This window comes from Spirillospora sp. NPDC048819 (genome assembly GCF_040650055.1).
In the GTDB taxonomy this organism is placed as follows: Bacteria; Actinomycetota; Actinomycetes; order Streptosporangiales; family Streptosporangiaceae; genus Spirillospora.
Genome location: NZ_JBEZGN010000002.1, coordinates 45,237 through 68,857, shown reverse-complemented (window position 1 = coordinate 68,857; position 23,621 = coordinate 45,237). Strand labels below are relative to the sequence as shown.

The window sequence follows — 23,621 nt, the reverse complement described above, 5'->3', positions numbered from 1 at the left end:
TTCCGGGGCGCGCGTGGCGGACGGTGACCTCCGGCCCAAGGCCGTTCTGGAGGGACCCGACATCAGACGCGCGCTGACCCGGATCGCGCACGAGATCCTCGAGCGGACCAAAGGCGGCCACGACGTCCTGCTGCTCGGCATCCAGACCCGCGGCGTGACGCTGGCCGAGCGGCTGGCGGAGGCGCTGCGCGAGGTCGAGGGACGCCCGGTGCCGTGGGGTTCGCTCGACGTGACCATGTACCGCGACGACCTGCGGATGCGGCCCGCGCGCGCTCTCGGCCGCACCGAGCTGCCCTCCGAGGGCGTCGACGACCGGGTCGTCGTCCTGGTCGACGACGTGCTGTTCTCCGGGCGGACGGTGCGCGCCGCGCTCGACGCGCTGAACGACCTCGGGCGGCCCCGCGCCGTCCAGCTCGCCGTGCTCGTCGACCGCGGGCACCGGGAGCTGCCGATCCGCGCCGACTACGTGGGCAAGAACCTGCCCACCTCGATGCGCGAGACCGTGAAGGTCCTGCTGGACGAGAACGACGGGCGCGACGCGGTGCTGCTGGGGCCCGTGCTGACGAGCCCGACGGGGGGTGCCTCATGAACCGCCATCTGATCTCCGCCGCCGACCTGAGCCGCGACGACGCGCTGCTCGTCCTCGACACGGCCGAGGAGCTCGCGCAGATCGCGGGCCGCTCCATCAAGAAGCTGCCGACGCTGCGCGGCCGGACGGTCGTCAACCTGTTCTTCGAGGACTCCACCCGCACCCGCATCTCGTTCGAGGCGGCCGCCAAGCGGCTGTCCGCGGACGTCATCAACTTCTCCGTCAAAGGGTCGAGCGTCTCCAAGGGCGAGAGCCTGAAGGACACCGCCCTCACGCTGGAGGCGATGGGCGCGGACGGCGTCGTCATCCGGCACGGCGCCTCGGGCGCCCCGCACCGGCTGGCGGGCTGGGTCCGGGGCAGCGTCGTCAACGCCGGCGACGGCACGCACGAGCACCCGACGCAGGCCCTCCTGGACGCGTTCACGATGCGCAAGCGCCTGGGCGACCTCGAGGGCCGCAAGGTGACGATCGTCGGCGACGTCCTGCACAGCCGCGTGGCACGATCCAACGTCCTGCTGCTGGACACGCTCGGCGCCGACGTCACCGTGGTCGCGCCGCCGACGCTGCTGCCGGTGGCGATCGGCACGTGGCCGTGCTCGGTCTCCTACGACCTGGACGTGGTGCTCCCCAAGAGCGACGTCATCATGATGCTGCGCGTCCAGCAGGAGCGGATGAACGCCGCGTACTTCCCGACCGTGCGCGAATACAGCCGCCGCTACGGCCTGGACGCCGAGCGGATGTCCGAGCTGCCCGACCACGCCATCGTCATGCATCCCGGGCCGATGAACCGCGGTGTCGAGATCGCCGCGGAGGTCGCCGACTCCGTCCGCTCCACGATCGTCGAGCAGGTCGCCAACGGCGTCAGCGCCCGCATGGCCGTCCTCTATCTGCTTCTCGGGGGCTCCGAGCCCGCAATCGGCCAGGAGGTCACCCAGTGAGTTTTCTGATCAAGGGCGTGCGCGTGCTCGGCGCTGAGGGCGCCGACATCCTGGTCCGTGACGGCGTCATCGCCGAGGTGGGGTCCGGGCTGGACGATGCCGGGGCGCAGACCATCGAGGCCGACGGGCTCATCGCCCTGCCCGGCCTGGTGGACCTGCACACCCATCTGCGCGAGCCGGGCCGCGAGGACGCCGAGACCGTCGAGTCCGGGACGAAGGCCGCCGCGATGGGCGGGTACACCGCCGTCCACGCGATGGCCAACACCGACCCGGTCGCCGACACGGCGGGTGTGGTCGAGCAGGTGTGGCGCCTGGGGCGCGAAGCCGGATACTGCGACGTCCAGCCCGTGGGCGCGGTCACGCGGGGCATCGCCGGGGAGCAGCTCGCGGAACTGGGTGCGATGGCCGATTCGGCCGCCCGGGTACGGGTCTTCTCGGACGACGGGCACTGCGTGTCGGACGCGGTCATCATGCGCAGGGCACTGGAGTACGTGAAGGCGTTCGACGGCATCGTCGCGCAGCACGCGCAGGAGCCACGCCTCACCGAGGGCTCGCAGATGAACGAGGGCGAGATGTCCGCCGCGCTCGGCCTGCGCGGCTGGCCCGCCGTCGCCGAGGAGGCGATCATCGCCCGGGACGTTCTGCTCGCCCAGCACGTCGGGTCGCGGCTGCACGTCTGCCACGTCTCCACGGCCGGCTCGGTGGAGATCATCCGCTGGGCCAAGAGCCGGGGCTGCCCGGTGACCGCCGAGGTCACCCCGCATCACCTGCTGCTGAACGACGCGCTCGCCGGGTCCTACGACCCGATCTTCAAGGTCAACCCGCCGCTGCGCACCGCCGACGACGTCTCCGCGCTGCGCGGCGCCCTCGCGGACGGGACGATCGACTGCGTCGCCACCGACCACGCCCCGCACCCGGTCGAGGCCAAGGAGACCGAGTGGGCGGTGGCCGCGATGGGCATGATCGGCCTGGAGACGGCGCTGCCGGTCGTCCAGGAGGCCATGGTCGAGACCGGGCTGCTCGACTGGGCCGGGGTCGCCGACCGGATGTCCGCCCGTCCCGCGCGCATCGGCCGCCTTTCCGGACAGGGTCGTCCGCTGGAGGCAGGTTCGCCCGCCAACATCACGCTGTACGACCCGTCGCCCCGCCGTTCCGTGGACCCGTCGGCCATGACGTCCAAGAGCCGCAACACCCCGTTCGCGGGGCTGGAGCTGCCCGGACGGGTCGTCGCCACGTTCCTGCGAGGCAAGCCGACCGTCCTGGAAGGGAAGCTCCAATGAACCCTGCTCTGCTCGTTCTGGAAGACGGCAGGGTGTTCCACGGGGCCGCGTACGGGGCCGAGGGGGAGACCTTCGGCGAAATGGTCTTCAACACCGGGATGACCGGTTATCAGGAGACCCTCACCGACCCCTCGTACGCGCGCCAGATCGTGGCCATGACGTCCCCCCACATAGGCAACACCGGCATCAACGGCGAGGACCCCGAGTCACGCCGTATCCAGGTGGCGGGCTACGTGGTGCGCGAGCCCGCCCGCGTGGCGTCCAACTGGCGCGCCACCGGGTCGCTGGGTTCCGCGCTGCGCGAGCAGGGCGTGGTGGGCATCGCCATCCCCGGCACGCGTGCGCTGACGCGGCACCTGCGCGACAGGGGCGCGATGCGCGCGGGCGTCTTCAGCGGGGAGGCGGCGGTCGCGCCCGGCGAGGACGCGCTGCTGGAGCGCGTGCGGCAGAGCCCCTCGATGGAGGGCGCCGACCTCGCGCGGGACGTGTCGACCACCGAGCCGTACGTCGTCCAGGCGCAGGGGGACAAGCGCTACACCGTCGCCGCCGTCGACCTCGGCATCAAGGCGATGACGCCGAACCGGCTGTCCATCCGCGGCTGCGAGGTGCGCATCCTGCCGGCGGCCAGCACCGCCGAGGAGATCCTCGCGCTCGGCCCGGACGGGGTGTTCTTCTCCAACGGCCCCGGCGACCCCGCCGCGGCCGGCTACGCGGTGGACGCGCTGAAGGGCGTCCTCGACGCCGGAACCCCGTTCTTCGGCATCTGCTTCGGCAACCAGATCTTCGGCCGCGCGCTCGGGCTCGGGACGTACAAGCTGCGGTTCGGGCACCGGGGCGTCAACCAGCCCGTCCAGGACCTGGCGACGGGCAGGGTGCACATCTCGGCCCACAACCACGGGTTCGCGGTGGACGCCCCCAAGGACGGCCCGTTCGACACCCCCTACGGCCCCGCCGAAGTCACGCACGTCAACCTCAACGACGGCTGTGTGGAAGGACTGAGACTCCTGGAGCGTCCGGCGTTCAGCGTCCAGTACCACCCGGAGGCCGCGGCCGGCCCGCACGACGCGTCGGGTCTCTTCGACCGTTTCTGCGAACTGATGGAGGCGTCGAAGTAATGCCGCGCAGGGAAGATCTGAAGTCCGTCCTGGTCATCGGCTCCGGGCCGATCGTCATCGGCCAGGCGTGCGAGTTCGACTACTCCGGGACCCAGGCGTGCCGGGTGCTGAAGGCCGAGGGCCTGCGGGTGACGCTGGTCAACAGCAACCCCGCCACGATCATGACCGACCCCGAGTTCGCCGACGCGACCTACGTCGAGCCGATCACCCCCGAGGTCGTCGAGAAGATCATCGCGAAGGAGCGGCCGGACGCGCTGCTGCCCACGCTCGGCGGCCAGACGGCCCTGAACACCGCCATCGCGCTCTACGAGGGCGGCGTCCTCGCCAAGTACGGGGTCGAGCTGATCGGCGCCGACGTGGACGCGATCCAGGCCGGGGAGAACCGGGAGAAGTTCAAGGAGGTCGTCGCCAAGGTCGCGCGCGAGCGGGGCCTGAACGCCGAGTCCGCCCGGTCGCTCATCTGCCACTCGATGGAGGACTGCCTCGCCGCCGCCGGTGAGCTGGGCTACCCGCTCGTCGTCCGGCCGTCGTTCACGATGGGCGGCGCCGGCTCCGGGTTCGCCCACGACGAGGACGACCTGCGCCGCATCGCCGGCACGGGCCTGGACGCCTCCCCGACCACCGAGGTGCTCCTGGAGGAGTCGATCCTCGGCTGGAAGGAGTACGAGCTGGAGGTCATGCGCGACCGCAACGACAACGTGGTGATCGTGTGCTCGATCGAGAACCTCGACCCGATGGGCGTGCACACCGGCGACTCGATCACGGTCGCGCCCGCGCTGACGCTGACCGACCGCGAGTACCAGAACATGCGCGACGTCGCGATCGCGGTGATCCGCGAGGTCGGCGTCGACACCGGCGGCTGCAACATCCAGTTCGCCGTGCACCCCGGCACCGGCCGGATGATCGTCATCGAGATGAACCCGCGGGTGTCGCGGTCGTCGGCGCTGGCGTCCAAGGCCACCGGCTTCCCGATCGCCAAGATCGCGGCGAAGCTGGCGATCGGGTACACCCTGGACGAGATCCCGAACGACATCACCCGCGAGACGCCCGCGTCGTTCGAGCCCACGCTCGACTACGTCGTGGTCAAGGTGCCCCGGTTCGCTTTCGAGAAGTTCCCCGGCGCGGACGGCACCCTCACCACGCACATGAAGTCCGTGGGCGAGGCCATGGCCATCGGGCGCTGCTTCACCGAGGCGCTGCAGAAGGCCCTGCGGTCGCTGGAGCAGAAGGGCTCGTCGTTCAGCTGGGCGGGTTCGGCGGACGCCGCCGAGCTGGTCGAGTCGGCCAGGCGCCCGCATGACGGACGGCTCAAGGACGTGCAGCGCGCGCTCTGGGCCGGCGCCGGTATCGACGACCTCTACAAGGCGACCGGCATCGATCCCTGGTTCCTCGACCAGATCGTCGCCATCAACGAGGTCGCCGAAGAGATCCGCACCGCCGACGACGCGCTCACCAGGGACAAGCTGCTGCGCGCCAAGCGGCACGGGTTCTCCGACGCGCAGATCGGCGAGCTGCGGAACCTCTCCGAGGAGGTCGTCAGGGAAGTGCGCCACGCCCTCGGCATCCGCCCCGTCTACCTGACCGTGGACACGTGCGCCGCCGAGTTCGAAGCGCAGACCCCGTACCTCTACTCGGCCTACGACGAGGAGACCGAGGTACCGCCGGGCACCAAGCCCAAGGTGCTCATCCTCGGCAGCGGACCCAACCGCATCGGCCAGGGCGTCGAGTTCGACTACTCGTGCGTCCACGCGTCGTTCACGCTGGCCGAGGCGGGCTACGAGACCGTGATGGTCAACTGCAACCCGGAGACGGTCTCCACCGACTACGACACCTCCGACCGGCTCTACTTCGAGCCCCTGACGCTGGAGGACGTCCTAGAGGTCGTCTACGCGGAACAGCAGTCCGGTGAGGTCGCGGGCGTCATCGTCCAACTCGGCGGCCAGACGCCCTTGGGGCTCGCCCAGAAGCTCAAGGACGCCGGTGTCCCGATCGTGGGCACCTCGCCGGAGAGCATCCACCTCGCAGAGGAGCGCGGCGCGTTCGGACGCGTCCTGCACAGGGCCGGCCTGCTCGCGCCCAAGCACGGCACCGCCACGTCCTACGAGGAGGCCCGCGAGATCGCCGACGAGATCGGCTACCCCGTTCTCGTCCGGCCCTCGTACGTCCTCGGCGGGCGGGGCATGGAGATCGTGTACGACGACGCGACGCTGGAGTCGTACATGACCCGCGCCACCGAGGCGCTCGGCGCGACCGCGCTGGCGGAACATCCCATCCTGGTCGACCGCTTCCTGGACGAGGCCATCGAGATCGACGTCGACGCCCTGTACGACGGCGAGGACCTGTACCTCGGCGGTGTCATGGAGCACATCGAGGAGGCCGGCATCCACTCCGGCGACTCGGCGTGCGCCCTGCCCCCGATCACCCTCGGGAACGACGACATCCGCCGCATCCGGGAATCGACGGAGGCGCTCGCACGCGGCGTCGGGGTGCGCGGGCTCATGAACGTCCAGTACGCGCTGTCTGCGGGCGTCCTGTACGTCCTGGAGGCCAACCCGCGCGCGTCCCGCACCGTCCCGTTCGTGTCCAAGGCGACGGCGGTGCCGCTGGCCAAGGCCGCCGCCCGCGTCATGATGGGCGCCACCATCGCCGAACTGCGCGCCGAGGGGATGCTGCCCGAGGCGGGCGACGGCGGGACCCTGCCGCCGGACGCGCCGATCGCGGTGAAGGAGGCCGTCCTGCCGTTCGACCGGTTCCGCAACGAGCGCGGCCAGGGCGTCGACACCGTCCTCGGTCCCGAGATGCGCTCGACCGGGGAGGTCATGGGCATCGACGAGGTGTTCGGCACCGCCTTCGCCAAGTCGCAGCAGGCCGCCTACGGTTCGCTGCCGACCAAGGGACGCGCGTTCGTCTCCGTGGCGAACCGGGACAAACGGCACATGGTGTTCCCCGTCAAGCGCCTCGCTGACCTGGGCTTTGAGATTCTTGCCACGGAAGGGACCGCCGGGGTCCTGCGCCGCAACGGCGTGCGTGCCAAGATCGTGCGCAAGCACAGCGAGGGTCCGGGCCCGTCCGGCGAGCCCACGATCGTGCGGCGCGTCCTGGACGGCGAGGTCGACCTCATCGTCAACACTCCCTTCGGCAGCCCCGGACAGTCCGGGCCGCGGCTCGACGGTTACGAGATCCGCACCGCGGCCGTGCTGCGGGGCGTACCGTGCGTGACGACCGTCCAGGGGCTCGCGGCGGCCGTGCAGGGCATCGAGGCCGTCGCGGGCGGCCAGGTCGGCGTCCGCTCCCTCCAGGAGCACGCCGAGCGGCTCGGCGGCGCCCACGGGCGCGCCGGCGGGCCCGCACCGGACGGTGAGGGAGCATGACGCCCGGGTGACAGGAGCCGGGCGGGCGGGGCAGGTCGCGGGACGCCGCGCCCCGGCCCGCCCGGCGCACGCGACGAGGAGAGGGAGACGGGTGTCCGACACACCGGTGCAGACGTCGGGGACGGTTCTGACGGTCCGCCAGGTGCAGGACTACCACGCGCTGACGCTGGTGGCCCCGGCCATCGCCGAGCGGTTCCGGCCCGGCCAGTTCGTGGCGCTCGCCGTCGGCGGCGAGCACACGTCCCGGCTGATCCGCCGCTGCTTCGGGGTGCACGAGGTCAAGTCCGACTACGGCGGCACCGTCGAGCTGGTGTTCGCCGACACCGAGCCCGGCACCGCCTGGCTCGCCGGACGCCGCTCCCGCGACCAGATCGACCTCGTCGGGCCGCTCGGACGCCCGTTCCGGCTGCCCCGCGACCCGGTCACCTGCCTGCTCGTCGGCGGCGGCCCCGGCGCAGCCGCCGTGTTCGCCCTCGCCGACGCCCTGCTGCGGCGCGGCTGCAAGGTGCACTTCGTGCTCGGCGGGCCGTCCACCCGGCAGGTCTTCGGCTCCCGCATGGCGCAGCGCATCGGCGACAGCTCCACCGTCGCCACCGAGGACGGGTCGATGGGGGAGAAGGGCACCGTCCGCGACGTCCTGCCCCGCGTCATCGAGGAGACCGGCGCCGACGTCGTCTACGGGTGCGGCCCCACGGACCTGCTCCGGTCGGTCACGCAGGTCGCCGGCGACTTCGGCCTGCCCTCCCAGGTGTCGGTCGAGGAGTTCCTCCAGCGGACGGGCGCGTGCGGCATCGGCGTGTGCATGACGTGCATGCTGCCCGTCCACGGCGACGACGGCGTGACCCGCATGGTCCGCGCCTGCGCGGACGGTCCCGTCCTGCGCGGCGACCGCGTCCGGTGGGGCGACCTCGGAACCATCCCGTTCGACGCGCTCGGTGCTCCGCGCGTCCTGAGCGTCTCGGAAGGGGGCTCCCAGTGAGCGACCGGGTGAGCGACCGGGTCAAGACCGTGCTCGGGCCTCTGGAGCTGCCCAATCCCGTCATGACGGCCTCCGGGTGCGGCGGGTCGGGACGGGAACTCGCCCAGTTCTTCGACCTCTCCCGCCTGGGCGCCTTCGTCACCACGTCGGTGATGTCCCAAGCGCGCGCGGGCCGCCCCACACCCCGCGTGACCGAAACGCCCAGCGGCCTCCTCACCGCCATGGGGCTCCCCGGCCCGGGGGTCGAGTCGTTCCTGGAACGCGACCTCCCATGGCTCATGGAGCAGGAGGTCCGCACGATCGTCTCCGTCGCGGGCAACAGCGTCGAGGAGTACGGCGAACTGGGGCGCCGCCTCCGCAACGTCCCGGGCATCGCCGCCATCGAGGTCAACATCGCCTGCCCGAACGTCGAGGACCGCGGCCGCATGTTCGCCTGGCATCCCGCCGCCGCCAGGTCCGTCGTCCGGGCCGTCCGCGACAACGCCCGGCCGGGCGTCCCCATCTTCGCCAAGCTCGCCCCCGACGTGACCGACATCGTCACCATCGCCCTGGCCTGCGTCGACGCCGGCGCCGACGGCCTCACCCTCATCAACACCATCGAGGCCATGGCGATCGACCCGCGGACGCTCCGCCCCGCCCTCACCGGCGTGTCGGGCGGCCTGTCCGGGCCGGCCGTCCGCCCCATCGCGGTCCGCTGCGTCTACCAGGTGCACTCCGCGCTGCCCTCCACGCCCATCATCGGCGTCGGCGGCGTCGCCACCGGCCTGGACGCGCTGGAGTTCATCCTCGCCGGGGCCTCCGCCGTCGCCGTCGGCACCGCGGTCTTCCACGACCCCGCGGCCGGGCCCCGCGTCCTGCGCGAGCTGGAGGAGGCCCTCGCGGCCCGCCGCATCGGACGTCTCGCCGACGCCGTCGGCCTCGCGCACAAGCCCGCCGGGTACGTCCCGCCCCAGGTGCGCCCGCAAGAGCCCGAGAAGGAGAAGCTGTGACCGCCCCCATCGCCGTCGCGCTGGACGCGCCCGACCTGGAGACGGCCGCGCGCTGGGCCACCCTGGTCACTCCGCACGTCTCCACCGTGAAAGTGGGCCTGGAGCTCTACCTGCGGTACGGGCCGGACGTCGTCGCCAGCGTCCGGGGCGCCAGCCGCGTCCAGGTCTTCCTGGACCTGAAGCTGCACGACATCCCCGCGACCGTCCGCGGCGCCGCCCGCGCCGTCGCCCGCCTCAAGCCGTCCTACCTGACCGTGCACGCCGCCGGCGGCCCCGCCATGATCCGCGCGGCGGTCGAGGCGGTCCCCGCCACCAGGATCGCCGCGGTGACCGTCCTGACGTCGCTCAGCGAGACCGACCTCACCGCCGTCGGCCTCGCCGGCCCCGCCCCGGACGCCGTCCGCCGGCTGGCCGCCCTGGCCGTCGAGGCGGGCGCGCAGGCCCTCGTCTGCTCCCCGCAGGAGGCCGCCGCCGTCCGTGCCGAGGTCGGCCCTGGCATCACGCTCATCACGCCCGGCGTCCGCCCCGCCGGCTCCGCCAACCAGGATCAGGCCCGCGTCGCCACCCCCGAGGACGCCCTTGCCGCCGGCGCCGACCTCCTGGTCATCGGCCGCCCCATTACCGCCGCCCCCGACCCCGGCGCCGCCGCGGCCGCCATAGCCGCCGCTCTGCGCAGGAAGTCGGCCGGGACGCCCTGAGCGAGCCCATGGCGAGGGTAGGCGGGCGCCCAATGGTGCGCGCGGTCGCTATGGCGAGATCTGCTTTCGGGGCGGGTTTTGGGGTTCTCGGGGCGTGCGGTATCGCACTTTGTGGTTTTGTTCGTATGCCAATGCGGAGACGGTCTCGTCCACATTGGGATACGTGGCGAACGATGAACTCGTTCACGCGGGCCGACGATTCACACCGGGGAACGTCTCCGGCTGACCGCCGGCGGTTCCGCGTCCTGTTCGATGCCCTGGCGGCGGGCGGGGGAGCTGGTGGGGCGGCGGGTCCTCCGGAGTGGGAGCGGTCTTGGCGGGTCGGAGTGCTGTCGAGGATGACAGTAACGGTCCCCCCGCGACGTGCGGAACGGCGTGGCGTGACGAGTGTCACTCGGTCGGGATCATTTGTGGGGGACCTCACAACGGGGCGCCGCGGGGGCCCGCCGGCGGCGGACGGGAGCGCGGCGCGGCGGCCCGCCGGGGGCGCGGACCGTAGCGGCAAAGCGGTATCGAGTGCCGCATTTGGGGTCGGAAAGGGGGGATTTTCACGATCATGCGAAAGTCCCAGCAAGGCAGGGTGATGGGCGGTTGAGGGCCCGCAGTTGTGTACACTCTGTATTCAGGACACTCCGGGGAGTGATTTTCATGAATTTGTGGCGGGCTAAACGGCACTTCACGTTGCCTAATGGGCGGTGAACTCGCTAGTTTCCCAACCCGTCCGACTCCGTCGAGTGGAAACCTGAGGTGACCCGGCGTGGCTCTTCCGCCCCTAACCCCCGAACAGCGCGCCGCAGCCCTGGAGAAGGCTGCCAAGGCTCGCAAGGAGCGGGCCGAGGTTAAGAACCGGCTCAAGCACGGGGGAACCTCGCTCGCCGAGGTTCTCAAAGAGGGTCAGTCCGACGACGTCATCGGAAAGATGAAGGTGTCGGCCCTTCTTGAATCACTGCCCGGTGTGGGCAAGGTCCGTGCGAAGCAGATCATGGAGCGTCTGGGCATCGCCGAGTCCCGCCGTGTGCGGGGCCTCGGCGCCAACCAGCGCGCCTCCCTGGAGCGTGAGTTCGGCGGAAGTGCGAACCGCTGACGCGCGACTCACGGGCGGGCGCGGCGGCCAGACCGCCGCGGCCGGCTCGGGGCGACCCGAATCCGGCTCCATCCCGTCCGGCTCCGGCGCACCGGGAGGACGCTCTTCATCCCCGGCAGGCCCGCGCAGGCCACGCCTCCGCGGACAGGCCGGATGAAGATGTCCATCCCCGCGCCGGACGGCTCCAAGCCGCATGACCCGCTCGCGCGGCGGCTGACGGTCCTCTCCGGGCCGTCGGGCGTCGGCAAGAGCACGGTCGTCGCCGAGATCCGGCGATCACACCCCCGGGTGTGGCTGTCGGTCTCGGTGACCACCCGGCCCCCCCGGCCGGGTGAAACCCACGGTGTGCAGTACTTCTTCGTCGACGACGCCGGTTTCGACCGGCTCGTCGGCGAGGGGGAGCTCCTCGAATGGGCCGAGTTCGCGGGCAACCGCTACGGGACCCCGCGGCGGCCCGTCGAGGAGCGTCTCTCCCGCGGCGAGCCGGTGCTCCTGGAGATCGATCTGCAGGGCGCCCGGCAGGTCCGCCGGTCCATGGCGGAGGCGCTGCTGGTGTTCCTCGCGCCGCCCAGCTGGGAGGAGCTCGTCCGCAGGCTGACCGGCCGCGGCACCGAGCCCGCCGAGGTGATCGAGCGCCGCCTGGAGGCGGCCCGGGTCGAACTCGCCGCCGAGAAGGAGTTCGACGTCACGCTCGTCAACACGTCCGTCCGGGACGTGTGCGATGAGCTGCTAGCCTTGATGGTTGTTCGTTAACACGCGTTCCCAGGGGAAGGCCACCGAGTGGCAGCCAGCAATGAAGGCATCACCAACCCGTCGATCGACGAGCTCCTCGAAGTCGTCGACACCAAGTACGGCCTCGTGAGCATCGCGGCCAAGCGCGCCCGGCAGATCAACGCCTACTACGCCCAGCTGGGCGAGGGCCTGCTGGAGTACGTCGGCCCGCTCGTCGAGACGCAGGTCCAGGAGAAGCCGCTGTCGATCGCGCTGCGCGAGACGCGCGAGGGCCTCCTGAACGCCGAGCCCATCGAGGGCTGAGCCCGCGGAACCTCGGGCGACCCCGGCGCGGACGCGTCGGGGGCCTGATGGGACAGTGGCCGACATGACCTCCCCCAAGCCGCGCGTCGTGCTCGGCGTGAGCGCCGGCATCGCCGCCTACAAGGCGTGCGAGCTGCTCCGGCGGCTCACCGAGTCGGGTCACGACGTCACCGTCGTCCCGACCGCGGACGCGCTCCGCTTCGTCGGCGAGCCCACCTGGGCGGCCCTGTCCGGCAAACCGGTCTCCCCGCGGGTCTGGGACGACGTCGCCGAGGTCCCGCACGTCCGGCTCGGGCAGAACGCCGACCTCGTGTTCGTCGCGCCCGCCACCGCCGACCTGCTCGCGCGGGCCGCGCACGGGCTGGCGGACGACCTGCTCACCAACACCCTGCTCACCGCCCGCTGCCCGGTCGTGTTCGCGCCCGCGATGCACACCGAGATGTGGGAGCACCCGGCGACGCGGGCGAACGTGGCGACGCTGCGGGCCCGCGGCGCCGTCGTGATCGAACCGGCCTCGGGACGTCTCACCGGCAAGGACACCGGCCCCGGGCGGCTGCCCGACCCGGCCGAGCTGTTCGAGGTCGCCCGGCACGTCCTGGCCCGCGGCGCCGACGGGCGCGACCTCGCCGGGCGGCACATCGTCGTCTCCGCCGGCGGGACGCGGGAGGCCATCGACCCCGTCCGCTTCATCGGCAACCGCTCGTCCGGCCTGCAGGGCTACGCGCTCGCCCGCACCGCCGTGGCCCGCGGCGCCCGGGTGACGCTCGTCTCCGCCAACGTCGCCCTCCCCGACCCGGCCGGGGCCGAGATCGTCCCCACCGGGTCCACCGAGGAGATGCGCGAGGCCGTCCTGGAGGCCGCGGCCAAGGCCGACGCGGTCGTCATGGCCGCCGCCGTCGCCGACTTCCGCCCGTCCGGCTACCAGGGCTCGAAGATCAAGAAGACCGAGGGCGGCGAGCCGGAGCCGATCCGGCTGGTCAAGAACCCCGACATCCTGGCCGAGCTGGGCGAGCTCCGCCGTCCCGGGCAGGTGATCGTCGGTTTCGCGGCCGAGACCGACGACGTCCTGGAGAACGGCCGCGCCAAGCTCGCCCGCAAGCGCAGCGACCTGCTCGTCGTCAACCAGGTCGGCGAGAACCTGACGTTCGGGCGCCCCGACAACGCCGCCGTGATCCTCGGCGCGGACGGCTCGCAGACCGAGGTCCCGCGCGGCGCCAAGGAGGCGCTCGCCGAGGTCGTCTGGGACCTCGTCGCCGCCCGCCTCGGCCTCCCGCCGACCGACTGACCGGAGGTGCCCACCACCGTCGCGCTAGCGGTGCTGGACGACGATCCCGCTAGACTTCGGGCCAACACCCGTGGGTAGCCCCGGCGGGGGAGCGGTCCCCTGCCGAACTCGACAAGAAATCCGTCCTGCGACGCCAGTCAGCAGCCGCTGCAAGGAGTTCACGTACGTGCCTCGCCGCCTGTTCACCTCCGAGTCCGTCACCGAAGGACACCCGGACAAGATCGCGGACCAGATCAGCGACGCGATCCTCGACTCGATGCTCAAGGACGACCCGAAGAGCCGAGTCGCCGTCGAAACGATGATCACGACCGGTCAGGTGCATGTGGCCGGTGAGGTCACCACCGAGACCTACGTGGACATCCCCGGTGTGATCCGCGAGAAGATCCTGGAGATCGGCTACGACTCGTCCAAGAAGGGCTTCGACGGCCACTCCTGCGGCGTGTCGGTGTCCATCGGCGCGCAGTCGCCCGACATCGCCCAGGGCGTCGACGACGCCTACGAGGCCCGCGAGGGCGAGGGCGTGGACGACCTGGACCGGCAGGGCGCCGGCGACCAGGGGCTGATGTTCGGCTACGCCACCAACGAGTCGCCCGACCTGATGCCGCTGCCGATCACGCTCGCGCACCGGCTCGCGCACCGGCTGTCGGCGGTCCGCAAGAGCGGCGACGTGCCCTACCTGCGTCCCGACGGCAAGACCCAGGTCACCATCGAGTACGACGGCGACCGCGGCGTCCGCCTCGACACCGTCGTCGTGTCCAGCCAGCACGCCCCCGACATCGACCTGAAGGAACTGCTGAGCCCGGACGTCAAGGAGCACGTCGTCGACCCGGTGCTCGCCGAGTTCGACCTCGACACCGAGGGCTACCGGCTGCTGGTCAACCCCACCGGCCGCTTCGAGATCGGCGGCCCGATGGGCGACGCCGGGCTCACCGGCCGCAAGATCATCGTGGACACCTACGGCGGCATGGCCCGGCACGGCGGCGGCGCGTTCTCCGGCAAGGACCCGTCCAAGGTCGACCGGTCCGCCGCGTACGCGATGCGCTGGGTCGCCAAGAACATCGTCGCCGCGCAGCTCGCCGACCGCGCCGAGGTGCAGGTCGCCTACGCGATCGGCAAGGCGCACCCGGTCGGGGTGTTCGTGGAGACGTTCGGCACCGAGAAGGTCGACCCCGAGAAGATCGAGAAGGCGATCTCCGAGGTCTTCGACCTGCGCCCGGCCGCGATCGTCCGCGACCTCGACCTGCTCCGCCCGATCTACCAGCAGACCGCCGCGTACGGCCACTTCGGCCGCTCGGAGCCCGACTTCACCTGGGAGTCGACCGACCGCGCCAAGGACCTGGCCTCGGCGGCCGGCCTGTAACGGCGAGCCGCCTGCGACGACGGAGCCCCGGGGGGCGTTCTCCCCGGGGCTCCGTCGTGCGCGGGATGCTGCGGCCGGTCAGGATTCGCAGTGGTTGCCGCGCTGGAGACCGTAGCGGGCGGCGAGGGTGTAGCGGCCGGGCGTGCCCGCCTCCAGCCGGACGAAGTCGCCGTCGCGCCTCAGGCACGCGTCCCCGCCCGTCACCCTGAGCCACGGGGACCAGTAGGCGCGCACCAGGACCGAGCCGCTGGACGGCATGTCGATGACGAGTTCGCCGGAGTCGAGCCGGTGCACGGACGCCGGACGGTCGACCAGCGGCGTCGCGCGCAGGACGCGGAACAGCCGCCAGTGCTCGTCGCGCCAGATCTCCGTCAGGTACGGCTGGCCGGCTTCGACGAGCGCCTCCTCCTCCTGCGCCGACCAGTCCGTTTCCTGCTCGGGCAGGACGACGTACTGCACCGCCCACTCGTTCAGCCAGTCGCGGTAGGAGCCGGGCGTCAGCGCGCCCTCTTCGTAGAACAGCCCGTGGCGTTCCGCATCGACCTGGCGGTTCCAGCCGCGCGCGAGGGTGAAGTGACGGCTCATGCCGGACGATTCCCAGTGGGAGCGCAGCGGGACGACCTCGATGCGGCCCTTGTCGGCGCCGAGGGCTTTCAGTTCGGCGATCAGACCGCTGGCGTGCTCGGCGGCCGCGTCGGCGGGCTCGGTGTGGATGACGTCGTCGACGGGCTTCACGACCTGCCAGGACGCCGTGACGATGAACGCCAGGGACAGCACGGCGATCCGGAGCCGCCCGTGCGCGCGCGCAACGGCCGACAACAGGAACATCCCGCCGAACAGCAGGGAGAGCCGTTCGACGTTGCTGCCGACCGGCGAGGGGATCAGCCACGTCAAGGCGATCCCGGCCAGGTACACCCCCGCTCCGATCCGGATGAACCGCCAGCTCTTCGGCGCGCATGTCAGCACCGCGATCACGCTGGTGACAGCGGGCAGGACGATGGCGGTGAACGAGATGGGCTGGATGCCGTCGAAGGGGAACAGCAGGCTCGTCGTCCCCACCACGACGGGGAGGCCGACGGCGACGCAGATCCCGGCGCGGCGGCGTCCGGTCAGGATCATCGCGGCGGCCAGCACGAGGAGGAAGAGCCCCGCGACCGGGCTCGCGAGCGAGGCGAGCAGGCTGAACCCGACCATCCCGGCCGCGCGCAGGGCGGGGGTGCCGCGCGGGGTGAACGCGGCGATCGTCGCCATGAGCGCGAACATCAGCCCGAGTCCGAACGTGACCCGGCCGGACGCGGCGTTGCACGACAGCGCGAAGGCGGCCCACAGGGAGGCCGGCAGGGCCACGGGCGCCTTGAACCGCCTCAGCAGATGCGCGGTGAGGGCGGCCGAGACCGTGCCGGTCACCACGGCCACCGTGCGTATGCCGAACAGCGCCATCAGATGCGGTGACATGACGCTGTAGGAGGCGGGGTGCATGCCGCCGTACCAGGCGAAGCTGTAGGCGGCGTCGGGGTGCTTCCAGGCGAAGTCCGTCCAGGCGGCCTGTGCCGCGAGGTCGCCGCCCTCGGTCGCCAGGAAGAGCCCCCACACGAGGTGGAGGACGGCCGCCGCGAACGTGGCCGCCACCACCGGATGGCGTGGATTGGCCCACTTTCTCCAGGGCGGACGGGCCCGCGGGCCCTTGGGGCGGCGCGACCGCCCTTGACGGACAGGGGCGTCCGGCCGCTCTTGAGTATGCGCTGTGGTCATCGCCTGCACGGGCTCGTCGGACGGCGAGGGCGCGGAAGGCATCGGGCAATGGGCCGGCGGGTGCGCACCCCGTTCAAAGGATCAACCCTAGCGTGCACGGTCGGTTGTCGGGCTGATCTGGTAGGACGGGGGCGTGACGAAGGACGGCGGGGGCACGGACCTGATCCCGGGGCTGGGCGAGCTGCCGGCGGCACCCGCGGAGAAGCCGGGCGGACCGGGAAGGCCGGGCGGTCCGGGGAAGTCTCGGAAATCCGGAAAGGCCGGGAAGAAGGGGGCGCGCCGTCCGGCCGAGGACCGGCCCGTCGCGCGGATCGCGGTCGACATGTCCCTTCCGCATCTGGATCGTCCCTTCGACTACCTGGTGCCGGCCGAGATGGACGCCAAGGCCGTTCCCGGGTGCCGGGTGAGGGTGCGCTTCGCCGGCCAGCTCGTCGACGGTTTCCTGCTGGAGCGGGTCACCGAGAGCGACCACGAGGGGAAGCTGCTCTACCTGGAGCGGGTCACGTCGTCCGAGCCGGTCCTCACCCCGGAGGTCGCGGCGCTGGTGCGGGAGGTGGCCGACCGGTACGCGGGAACGTTCGCGGACGTGCTCCGGCTCGCGGTCCCGCCACGGCATGCCCGCGTCGAAGCGGAGCCGGTGGCCGCGCCCGGCGACGCCGAATCCATGGTGGAGTCCGGGCCCACCGGGGACGGCGATGCGGCCGACATCGGCGCGTGGCGTGATTATCCGGCGGGGGCGTCGTTCCTGAGCGCGCTGGCCGACGGCAGGGCACCGCGGGCGGTGTGGACGGCCCTGCCCGGCCATGACTGGACGGCCGCCATAGCGCGCGCCGTCGCCGCGACCCTCGGGAGCGGGCGCGGCGCGCTGGTCGTCGTGGCCGATGGCCGCGATGTGGCACGGGTGGACGCCGCGCTGAAGGCGGAACTGGGGGAGGGCCTCCACGTCGCGTTGACGGCGGAACTGGGCCCGGCGGAGCGCTACCGGAGGTGGCTGTCCGTCCTGCGCGGCTCCGCACGGGCCGTCGTCGGAACGCGCGCCGCCATGTTCGCGCCCGTGGCCGATCTCGGGCTGGCCGTGCTGTGGGACGACGGCGACGACGTCCACGCCGAACCCCATGCCCCGTACCCGCATCCCCGCGACGTCCTCGCCCTGCGCGCCCATAGAACGGGTGCGGCGGCTCTGATAGGCGGATTCACCAGAACCACCGACGCCACCCAGCTCGTCGAGTCCGGCTGGGCGCACACGCTGGCGGCAGACCGGGGACGTGTCCGGACGGCGATGCCCCGCGTCCGTTACGTGGGGGAGGACGCCCAGCTCGCCCGCGACGCCGCCGCCCGTACCGCGCGCCTGCCGAACGTCGCGTTCGAAGCGGCACGGCAGGCGCTGGAGGACGGGCCCGTCCTCGTGCAGGTTCCACGGCGCGGATACGTCCCGGGCATTGCGTGCGGGCGCTGCCGCACACCCGCCCAGTGCGCGGCCTGTCAGGGGCCGCTGTCGCTCCCCTCGTCCCACGCCGCCCCCCATTGCCGGTGGTGCGGACGCATCGCGGGTGACTGGCACTGCCCCGAATGCGGCTTCTTCCAGGTGCGCGCGGTGGTGGTCGGCGCCAAACGCACGGCGGAGGAGCTGGGCAGGGCGTTCCCCGGCGTTGCGGTCCGCACCTCCGGACGCGACGCGATCCTCGAACAGGTCGGTCCGGATCGTGCCCTGGTGGTGTCCACGCCGGGGGCCGAACCGCCCGCAGAAGGCGGGTACAGGGCGGCGCTGCTGCTGGACGGCTGGGTCCTGCTCGGGCGGCCGGATCTGCGTGCCGGAGAGGAGACGTTGCGCCGCTGGATGAACGCGGCGGCGCTGGTCCGGCCGCACGGGCCGGTCGTGGTGGCCGCCGAGGGTTCCCTTCCGCCCGTCCAGGCCCTCGTCCGGTGGGATCCCGTCACCTATGCGGAGCGGGAACTGGCCGAGCGCAGGGACGTGGGTTTTCCGCCCGCCGCGCGGATGGCGTCCCTGACCGCGACCCCTGCGGCGATCCGGGAGCTGCTGGCCGACGCCCGGCTGCCCGAGGGCGCGGAGGTGCTCGGGCCCGTCCCCGTCCCGCAGGCTCCCGGCCCGCAGGCGGGGGGCGACACGCCGCACAAGGAACGCGCCCTGATCCGGGTGCCCCGGGCGGCGGGCTACGCCCTGGCGCGCGCGCTGAAGGAAGCCCAGGGTGTGCGCAGTGCGCGCAAGGCGGCGGAGACCGTACGCGTGCAGATCGACCCCCTGGAGCTGATCTGACCAATAGGGTTCTCGGGTGGCCGACAACTGGGTGGAGACCACCGTGGGCGACCTGCGGCGGTGGGCGGACGAACGCGGCGAGGCGCTGGACGAGCCGGGTGCGCGCCTCCTGCTCGAACTCGCGCGGGAGGAGATGGGCCTGACCGGCCCGGACGCGCTGACCCCGGAGCGCCTCCGTGAACTCCTGCTGGAGGTGTTCCCCGAGTCGGTGGTCGCAGGGCGCGACGACGTCCCCATGATCCTGGACGACCTCCGCACGGTCGTCGCGTACCTGGACGACACCGGCGCCCTCCCCGGCGGCGCCGCCGCGGGCCTGGTGGCCGAGATCGAACGGACCGGCCCCGAGTTCGCGGACCTGGTCGCCGAGGTCGACACCGAGGAGCGGCAGGCGGCCGCCGAGGTCATCGGCGGGCTGATGCGGGCCGACGGCGTCTCCCTGGACGACCAGGAGGCGGTCGACGCGTGGCTCCGCGATTTCGAGGCGCTCCCCGAAGAGGAGCGGTACGCCCGCACCGAGGGGTATCTGCGGCAGGTCGAGGAACTGGTCGTCCCGCCCGTGCGGCTCGCCCCCGAGGCGGAGCTGGCCGATGCCGTCCGCCGCTCCCGCCTGACCCGGAACGTCCTCGCCCTGGCCGAGTGGACGGGCGAGCGCGACCTCAGCGAGCACGACGCGCTCACCAAGGCCGACGCCGAGGCCGCGGGTCTCGCCCTCGGCATGGAGACTCCCCGGCGCCACGGGAAGATGGAGGACGCGGGTGAACTGGAGCGGGTCTGGTGGGCCGCCGTAGAGGCGGAGGTCATCACGGCCGAGCACGGCAAGGCCGCCCCGGGACCCGCCTTGGACGGCCTCCGTTCCGGCGATGACGCGGCACTTCTCGCCGCCTGGCTGCCGCTGTTCGACGCGCTCGTCGTGCCCGGGCACGACTACGCGGACGGCCTGGACGCGGTCGAACTCGTCCAGAACGAGATGACCGGCGTCCTCATCCACCTGTACGAGCAGGAGGAGCCGACCGAGCCCGGAATTCTCGTCGGCGCTCTGCTCGACCACGTCGAGGAGGCCTACGACCTCACCGACGCCGAGACCATGCCCGCGCTCGTGTCGGACGCGTTCTTCCTCGAACTGGCGGTGCTCGAGGAATGGGGCGTCGTCGAGACGTCCGGCGAGGGGCGGGCCCTGACGCCGCTGGGCGTGTGGGCCGTCCGGGAACTGCTGCTCGCGGACGGGTTCACCGCGCCCGTCATCGGCGAGCTGGCCGGGTCCAGGGCGTCCGACCTGATCGCCGGCCTCACCTGGTACCGGCCGGACGCCGCCGACGAGGAGATCGACGGGTGGCTGGCGCGCCACGACCCCAAGGACGCCGCCGCCGACCTGCTGGACGTCATGCGTACCGGCGGCCCCGGCGCACGCAACCTGGCCGCGGCCGTCCTGCACAGGATCGGCCCGGAGGCCGCCGCCGTGGTCCGTGCCGCGCAGGAGCATCCGCTGGTCTCGCCCTACGCCGCGCTCTGGCTGAACGCCATCGGCGACCCGTCCGGGCGGGAGCTGGCCCGGGAGGAGTACCTGTGGGTGTTCGTCGACACCGTCGCGGGGATGCTGGAGACCGCCGAGCCCGGTGAGGCGGTCGAGGCGGCCCTCATCGACGCTCCGGCGGGAGCGGAGATGGGGCTGATGGTCGACGACCTTTGGCGCACCGACCATCCCGGTGTGGCCGACGTCCTGGAGGCCTTGGGCGCGCACCACCCCGACAAGGCGACCGCCAAGGCCGCCCGCACCGCCGCCTACAAGGCGCGTTCGGCGAACCAGGGGGCACGTCGCAGCGTGTGAATGTCGACGGGACGCCTCCGTAGACTGGACGGAGCATCCCACTGTGCACGAACGCGGGAACCTCGTAGGAACCTCGCAGGAAACGGAGTCCTCGTTGGCCGTCAAGCCCATCCGCCTTTTCGGCGATCCCGTGCTGCGCACGCCCGCGGATCCGGTGAAGGACTTCGACAAGGAGCTGCGGCAGCTCGTCAAGGACCTCACCGACACGATGATCGACGCTCCGGGGGCGGGCCTGGCCGCGCCGCAGCTCGGCGTGGGCCTGCGGGTGTTCACCTACTACGTCGACGACCGGCTGGGCCACGTCGTCAACCCGACCCTGGACCTGTCGGACGAGCAGGAGACCGACGACGAGGGCTGCCTGTCCCTCCCCGGCCTGGCGTTTCCCACGGCGCGCGCCGTCCGGGCCGTGGCGAAGGGCTTCAACATGCACGGGGAGCCGATCACGCTGGAGGGCACGCACATGCTGGCCCGCTGCGTCCAGCACGAGACCGACCACCTCGACGGCGTCATCTTCATCGACCGGATGGACCCCGAGCAGCGCAAGGCCGCGATGAAGGCGATCAGGGAGGCCGAGTGGTTCGGCGACCCGGCCCCGGTCGTCAGGGAGTCTCCGCACCGCACCTTCGGGAAGGCGATCTAGGTGCGGCTGGTCTTCGCCGGAACTCCCGAGACCGCGCTCCCGTCCCTGAGAGCGCTTCTGGAGTCCTCGCACGAGGTCGCCGCGGTCGTGACCCGTCCGGACGGGCGTTCGGGCCGTGGGCGCCGTCTGAGCGCCAGCCCGGTCGCGGAACTCGCGGCCGAGGCGGGCGTCGAGGTGCTCAAGCCCGCCAAGGCCCGCGACCCGGAGTTCCTCGGCCGGCTCCGGGAGATCGCGCCCGACTGCTGCCCGGTCGTCGCCTACGGCGCCCTGCTGCCCCGCGAGGCCCTGGACATCCCCCGGCACGGCTGGGTGAACCTGCACTTCTCGCTGCTGCCCGCCTGGCGCGGCGCGGCCCCGGTGCAGCGCGCGATCCTGCACGGCGACGACATGACCGGCGCGGCCACGTTCCAGATCGAGGAGGGGCTGGACACCGGCCCCGTCTACGGCGTCCTCACCGAGCCGATCCGCCCGGCCGACACCTCCGGTGAACTGCTGGGCCGGCTGGCCGTCGCCGGAGCGAGCCTCCTTCTGGACACGATGAACGGAATCGAGGAAGGCGTGCTGGAGCCCCGGCCACAGCCCACGGAGGGCGTGTCCCACGCGGCCAAGCTGACGCCCGAGGACGGCCACGTCGACTGGCGCAGCCCGGCGCTGCACATCGACCGCCTCATCCGCGCATGCACACCCGCTCCCGGCGCGTGGACGGACTTCCGCGGCACCCGGGTCAAGCTGGGGCCGGTCCGTCCGGTGCCCGGCGCGGAGAAGCTGTCGCCCGGCGAACTGCGCCCGGGGAAGAACGAGGTGCTGGTGGGAACGGCGACGCACCCCGTCGCACTGGGCGAGGTCCAGCCGCAGGGCAAGCGCCGCATGGCCGCCGCCGACTGGACCCGCGGCATCGACCTCGACGACGGCGCCCACTTCAACGACGGCGTCGACCTCAACGACGGCGTCCACCCCAACGACAAGGACGCCCTGCACTGATGCCGCCCGCCCGTAACCGCCGACGCACCCCGAACCGCAGGCCGGGCGGCCCCCGGAGTACGGGCCGTCCCCAGGACCTCGTCCGGCGCACCGCGTTCGACGTGATCCGCGCGGTCGAGACACGTGACGCCTACGCCAACCTCCTGCTGCCCGCGCGCCTGCGCGACCGCGGCCTCTCGGGACGCGACGCCGCCCTCGCCACCGAACTGACCTACGGCACGCTGCGCGGCCGGGGCACCTACGACGCGGTGCTCGCGCTGTGCAGCGACCGCGAACTGCGCCGCATCGACGCGCCGCTCCTGGACGTCCTGCGCCTCGGCGCTCACCAGATCCTCGCGACCCGAATCCCGCCGCACGCCGCGGTGGGGACCACGGTCGAGCTGGCGCGCTCGGTCTCCGGCCCCGGCCAGGCCAAGTTCGCCAACGCGGTGCTCCGCAAGGTCGCCGGCCGCGACATGGACGAGTGGCTGGAGATCGTGGCGCCCGCCGACGCCGACACGACGACCCGCCTCTCGGTCGCCCACAGCCACCCGAAGTGGATCGTCACCGCTCTGCGTGACGCCGTCGGCGCAGACGAGATCGAAGAACTCCTCGCCGCGGACAACGCCCGCCCGCGCGTCACCCTGGTCGCCCGCCCAGGCCGGGCCACCGTCCAAGAGCTGTACGACGCGGGCGCGGAGCCCGCTCCGTACTCGCCCTACGCGGCCCTTCTGCCCGAGGGTGACCCGGCGGGCGTCGCCGCCGTCAATGATGGGCGCGCCGCCGTTCAGGACGAGGCCAGCCAGATGGTCGCCCTCGCCCTGGCCGATGCGCCCCTGGACGGCCCAGACGAGCGCTGGGCGGACCTCTGTGCGGGGCCCGGAGGCAAGGCGGGGCTTCTGTCCGGCCTCGCGACCCGGCGCGATGCGCGGCTCCTTGCCGCCGACATCCAGCCGCACCGCGCCGGTCTGGTCCGCCGCGCGGTCGACGGCCGTGCGGGAGTGGTCGCCGCCGACGGGACCGCGCCCGCCTGGCGCCCCGGGTCCTTCGACCGGGTCATGGTGGACGCGCCCTGCACCGGCCTCGGCGCGCTGCGCCGCCGCCCGGAGGCCCGCTGGCGCCGCGGCCCCGAGTCGGTCGCCGAACTCGGTCCCCTCCAGCGGGGGCTGCTCGCATCGGCCCTCGACTCCGTCCGCCCCGGCGGCGTGGTCGCCTACGTCACGTGCTCACCCCATCTCGCCGAGACCCGGGTCGTCGTGGACGACGTCCTGCGCGGCCGCGATGATGTAGAACGGCTCGACACCCCGGCCGTTCTGGCGTCGCTCGCGCATGACCTCACGGGCCTGGGGAAGGGCCCTTACGCGCAGTTCTGGCCGCATCGCCACGGGACGGACGCGATGTTCCTGGCCCTGCTGCGTCGCACCTAGCCTCTGGGGGTTCTGTGCT

The 23,621-nt window shown here is 72.5% G+C and carries 19 protein-coding genes; 18 read left to right on the top strand and 1 reads right to left on the bottom strand.

Annotated elements, in window-relative coordinates; genetic code table 11:
* Nucleotides 1–13 precede the first annotated feature (13 nt).
* The 13 genes from pyrR (at nucleotide 14) to metK (ending at nucleotide 14,723) form a co-directional block, all read left to right on the top strand.
* Nucleotides 14–589: a bifunctional pyr operon transcriptional regulator/uracil phosphoribosyltransferase PyrR gene (gene pyrR / locus AB0C35_RS03385; RefSeq protein ID WP_358449996.1), complete on the top strand. Its 576-nt coding sequence runs from the start codon at nucleotides 14–16 to the stop codon at nucleotides 587–589.
* Nucleotides 586–1,527, top strand: a complete 942-nt coding sequence (locus AB0C35_RS03380) for an aspartate carbamoyltransferase catalytic subunit (RefSeq protein WP_358449994.1) — start codon at nucleotides 586–588, stop codon at nucleotides 1,525–1,527. The genes pyrR and AB0C35_RS03380 overlap by 4 nt, the downstream gene beginning before the upstream one ends.
* Nucleotides 1,524–2,807 carry a dihydroorotase gene (locus AB0C35_RS03375; RefSeq protein ID WP_358449992.1) on the top strand — a complete coding sequence of 428 codons (1,284 nt, stop codon included), beginning with the start codon at nucleotides 1,524–1,526 and terminating at the stop codon, nucleotides 2,805–2,807. The genes AB0C35_RS03380 and AB0C35_RS03375 overlap by 4 nt, the downstream gene beginning before the upstream one ends.
* Nucleotides 2,804–3,922, top strand: a complete 1,119-nt coding sequence (gene carA / locus AB0C35_RS03370) for a glutamine-hydrolyzing carbamoyl-phosphate synthase small subunit (protein ID WP_358449990.1) — start codon at nucleotides 2,804–2,806, stop codon at nucleotides 3,920–3,922. Before AB0C35_RS03375 ends, carA begins: the two co-directional genes overlap by 4 nt.
* Nucleotides 3,922–7,293: a carbamoyl-phosphate synthase large subunit gene (carB, locus tag AB0C35_RS03365; RefSeq protein ID WP_358449988.1), complete on the top strand. Its 3,372-nt coding sequence runs from the start codon at nucleotides 3,922–3,924 to the stop codon at nucleotides 7,291–7,293. The genes carA and carB overlap by 1 nt, the downstream gene beginning before the upstream one ends.
* A gap of 91 nt (nucleotides 7,294–7,384) precedes the next feature.
* Nucleotides 7,385–8,272, top strand: coding sequence for a dihydroorotate dehydrogenase electron transfer subunit (locus AB0C35_RS03360; RefSeq protein ID WP_358449986.1), 888 nt, complete (start codon nucleotides 7,385–7,387; stop codon nucleotides 8,270–8,272).
* 8 nt (nucleotides 8,273–8,280) lie between these two features.
* Entirely contained in the window at nucleotides 8,281–9,261 is a 981-nt protein-coding gene (locus tag AB0C35_RS03355) for a dihydroorotate dehydrogenase (protein WP_358451096.1), read from the top strand.
* Nucleotides 9,258–9,959 (top strand): orotidine-5'-phosphate decarboxylase, encoded by a 702-nt coding sequence (gene pyrF / locus AB0C35_RS03350; protein ID WP_358449984.1) that lies wholly within the window; start codon nucleotides 9,258–9,260, stop codon nucleotides 9,957–9,959. The genes AB0C35_RS03355 and pyrF overlap by 4 nt, the downstream gene beginning before the upstream one ends.
* A 757-nt stretch (nucleotides 9,960–10,716) precedes the next feature.
* Nucleotides 10,717–11,043, top strand: coding sequence for an integration host factor, actinobacterial type (gene mihF / locus AB0C35_RS03345; RefSeq protein ID WP_026405770.1), 327 nt, complete (start codon nucleotides 10,717–10,719; stop codon nucleotides 11,041–11,043).
* 159 nt (nucleotides 11,044–11,202) lie between these two features.
* Entirely contained in the window at nucleotides 11,203–11,796 is a 594-nt protein-coding gene (gene gmk / locus AB0C35_RS03340) for a guanylate kinase (protein WP_358451094.1), read from the top strand.
* 27 nt (nucleotides 11,797–11,823) lie between these two features.
* On the top strand, nucleotides 11,824–12,078 hold the full coding sequence (gene rpoZ / locus AB0C35_RS03335) for a DNA-directed RNA polymerase subunit omega (protein ID WP_021597645.1): 255 nt from the start codon (nucleotides 11,824–11,826) through the stop codon (nucleotides 12,076–12,078).
* A 64-nt stretch (nucleotides 12,079–12,142) separates the two neighbouring features.
* A complete protein-coding gene (gene coaBC / locus AB0C35_RS03330) occupies nucleotides 12,143–13,363 on the top strand; it encodes a bifunctional phosphopantothenoylcysteine decarboxylase/phosphopantothenate--cysteine ligase CoaBC (RefSeq protein WP_358449981.1) in 1,221 nt (406 codons plus the stop codon).
* A 166-nt stretch (nucleotides 13,364–13,529) separates the two neighbouring features.
* Nucleotides 13,530–14,723, top strand: coding sequence for a methionine adenosyltransferase (gene metK, locus AB0C35_RS03325; protein ID WP_358449979.1), 1,194 nt, complete (start codon nucleotides 13,530–13,532; stop codon nucleotides 14,721–14,723).
* Between the two features lie 78 nt (nucleotides 14,724–14,801).
* On the opposite strand, the gene AB0C35_RS03320 is transcribed toward metK, so the two are convergent.
* Nucleotides 14,802–16,352, bottom strand: a complete 1,551-nt coding sequence (locus AB0C35_RS03320) for an MFS transporter (RefSeq protein WP_358449977.1) — start codon at nucleotides 16,350–16,352, stop codon at nucleotides 14,802–14,804.
* Nucleotides 16,353–16,608: 256 nt separating this feature from the next.
* Here AB0C35_RS03320 and AB0C35_RS03315 point away from each other — a divergent pair, with 256 nt between their 5' ends.
* The 5 genes from AB0C35_RS03315 to AB0C35_RS03295 all read left to right on the top strand — a co-directional run bounded on the left by AB0C35_RS03315 (nucleotide 16,609) and on the right by AB0C35_RS03295 (nucleotide 23,602).
* A complete protein-coding gene (locus AB0C35_RS03315) occupies nucleotides 16,609–18,750 on the top strand; it encodes a primosomal protein N' (RefSeq protein ID WP_358449975.1) in 2,142 nt (713 codons plus the stop codon).
* A 16-nt stretch (nucleotides 18,751–18,766) separates the two neighbouring features.
* Nucleotides 18,767–20,575, top strand: a complete 1,809-nt coding sequence (locus tag AB0C35_RS03310) for a hypothetical protein (RefSeq protein WP_358449973.1) — start codon at nucleotides 18,767–18,769, stop codon at nucleotides 20,573–20,575.
* A 94-nt stretch (nucleotides 20,576–20,669) separates the two neighbouring features.
* Complete coding sequence (gene def / locus AB0C35_RS03305; protein WP_358449971.1) at nucleotides 20,670–21,215, top strand: peptide deformylase; 546 nt, start codon at nucleotides 20,670–20,672, stop codon at nucleotides 21,213–21,215.
* Nucleotides 21,216–22,196 carry a methionyl-tRNA formyltransferase gene (gene fmt, locus AB0C35_RS03300; RefSeq protein WP_358449969.1) on the top strand — a complete coding sequence of 327 codons (981 nt, stop codon included), beginning with the start codon at nucleotides 21,216–21,218 and terminating at the stop codon, nucleotides 22,194–22,196.
* Nucleotides 22,196–23,602 (top strand): transcription antitermination factor NusB, encoded by a 1,407-nt coding sequence (locus tag AB0C35_RS03295; RefSeq protein ID WP_358449967.1) that lies wholly within the window; start codon nucleotides 22,196–22,198, stop codon nucleotides 23,600–23,602. Before fmt ends, AB0C35_RS03295 begins: the two co-directional genes overlap by 1 nt.
* Nucleotides 23,603–23,621 lie beyond the last annotated feature (19 nt).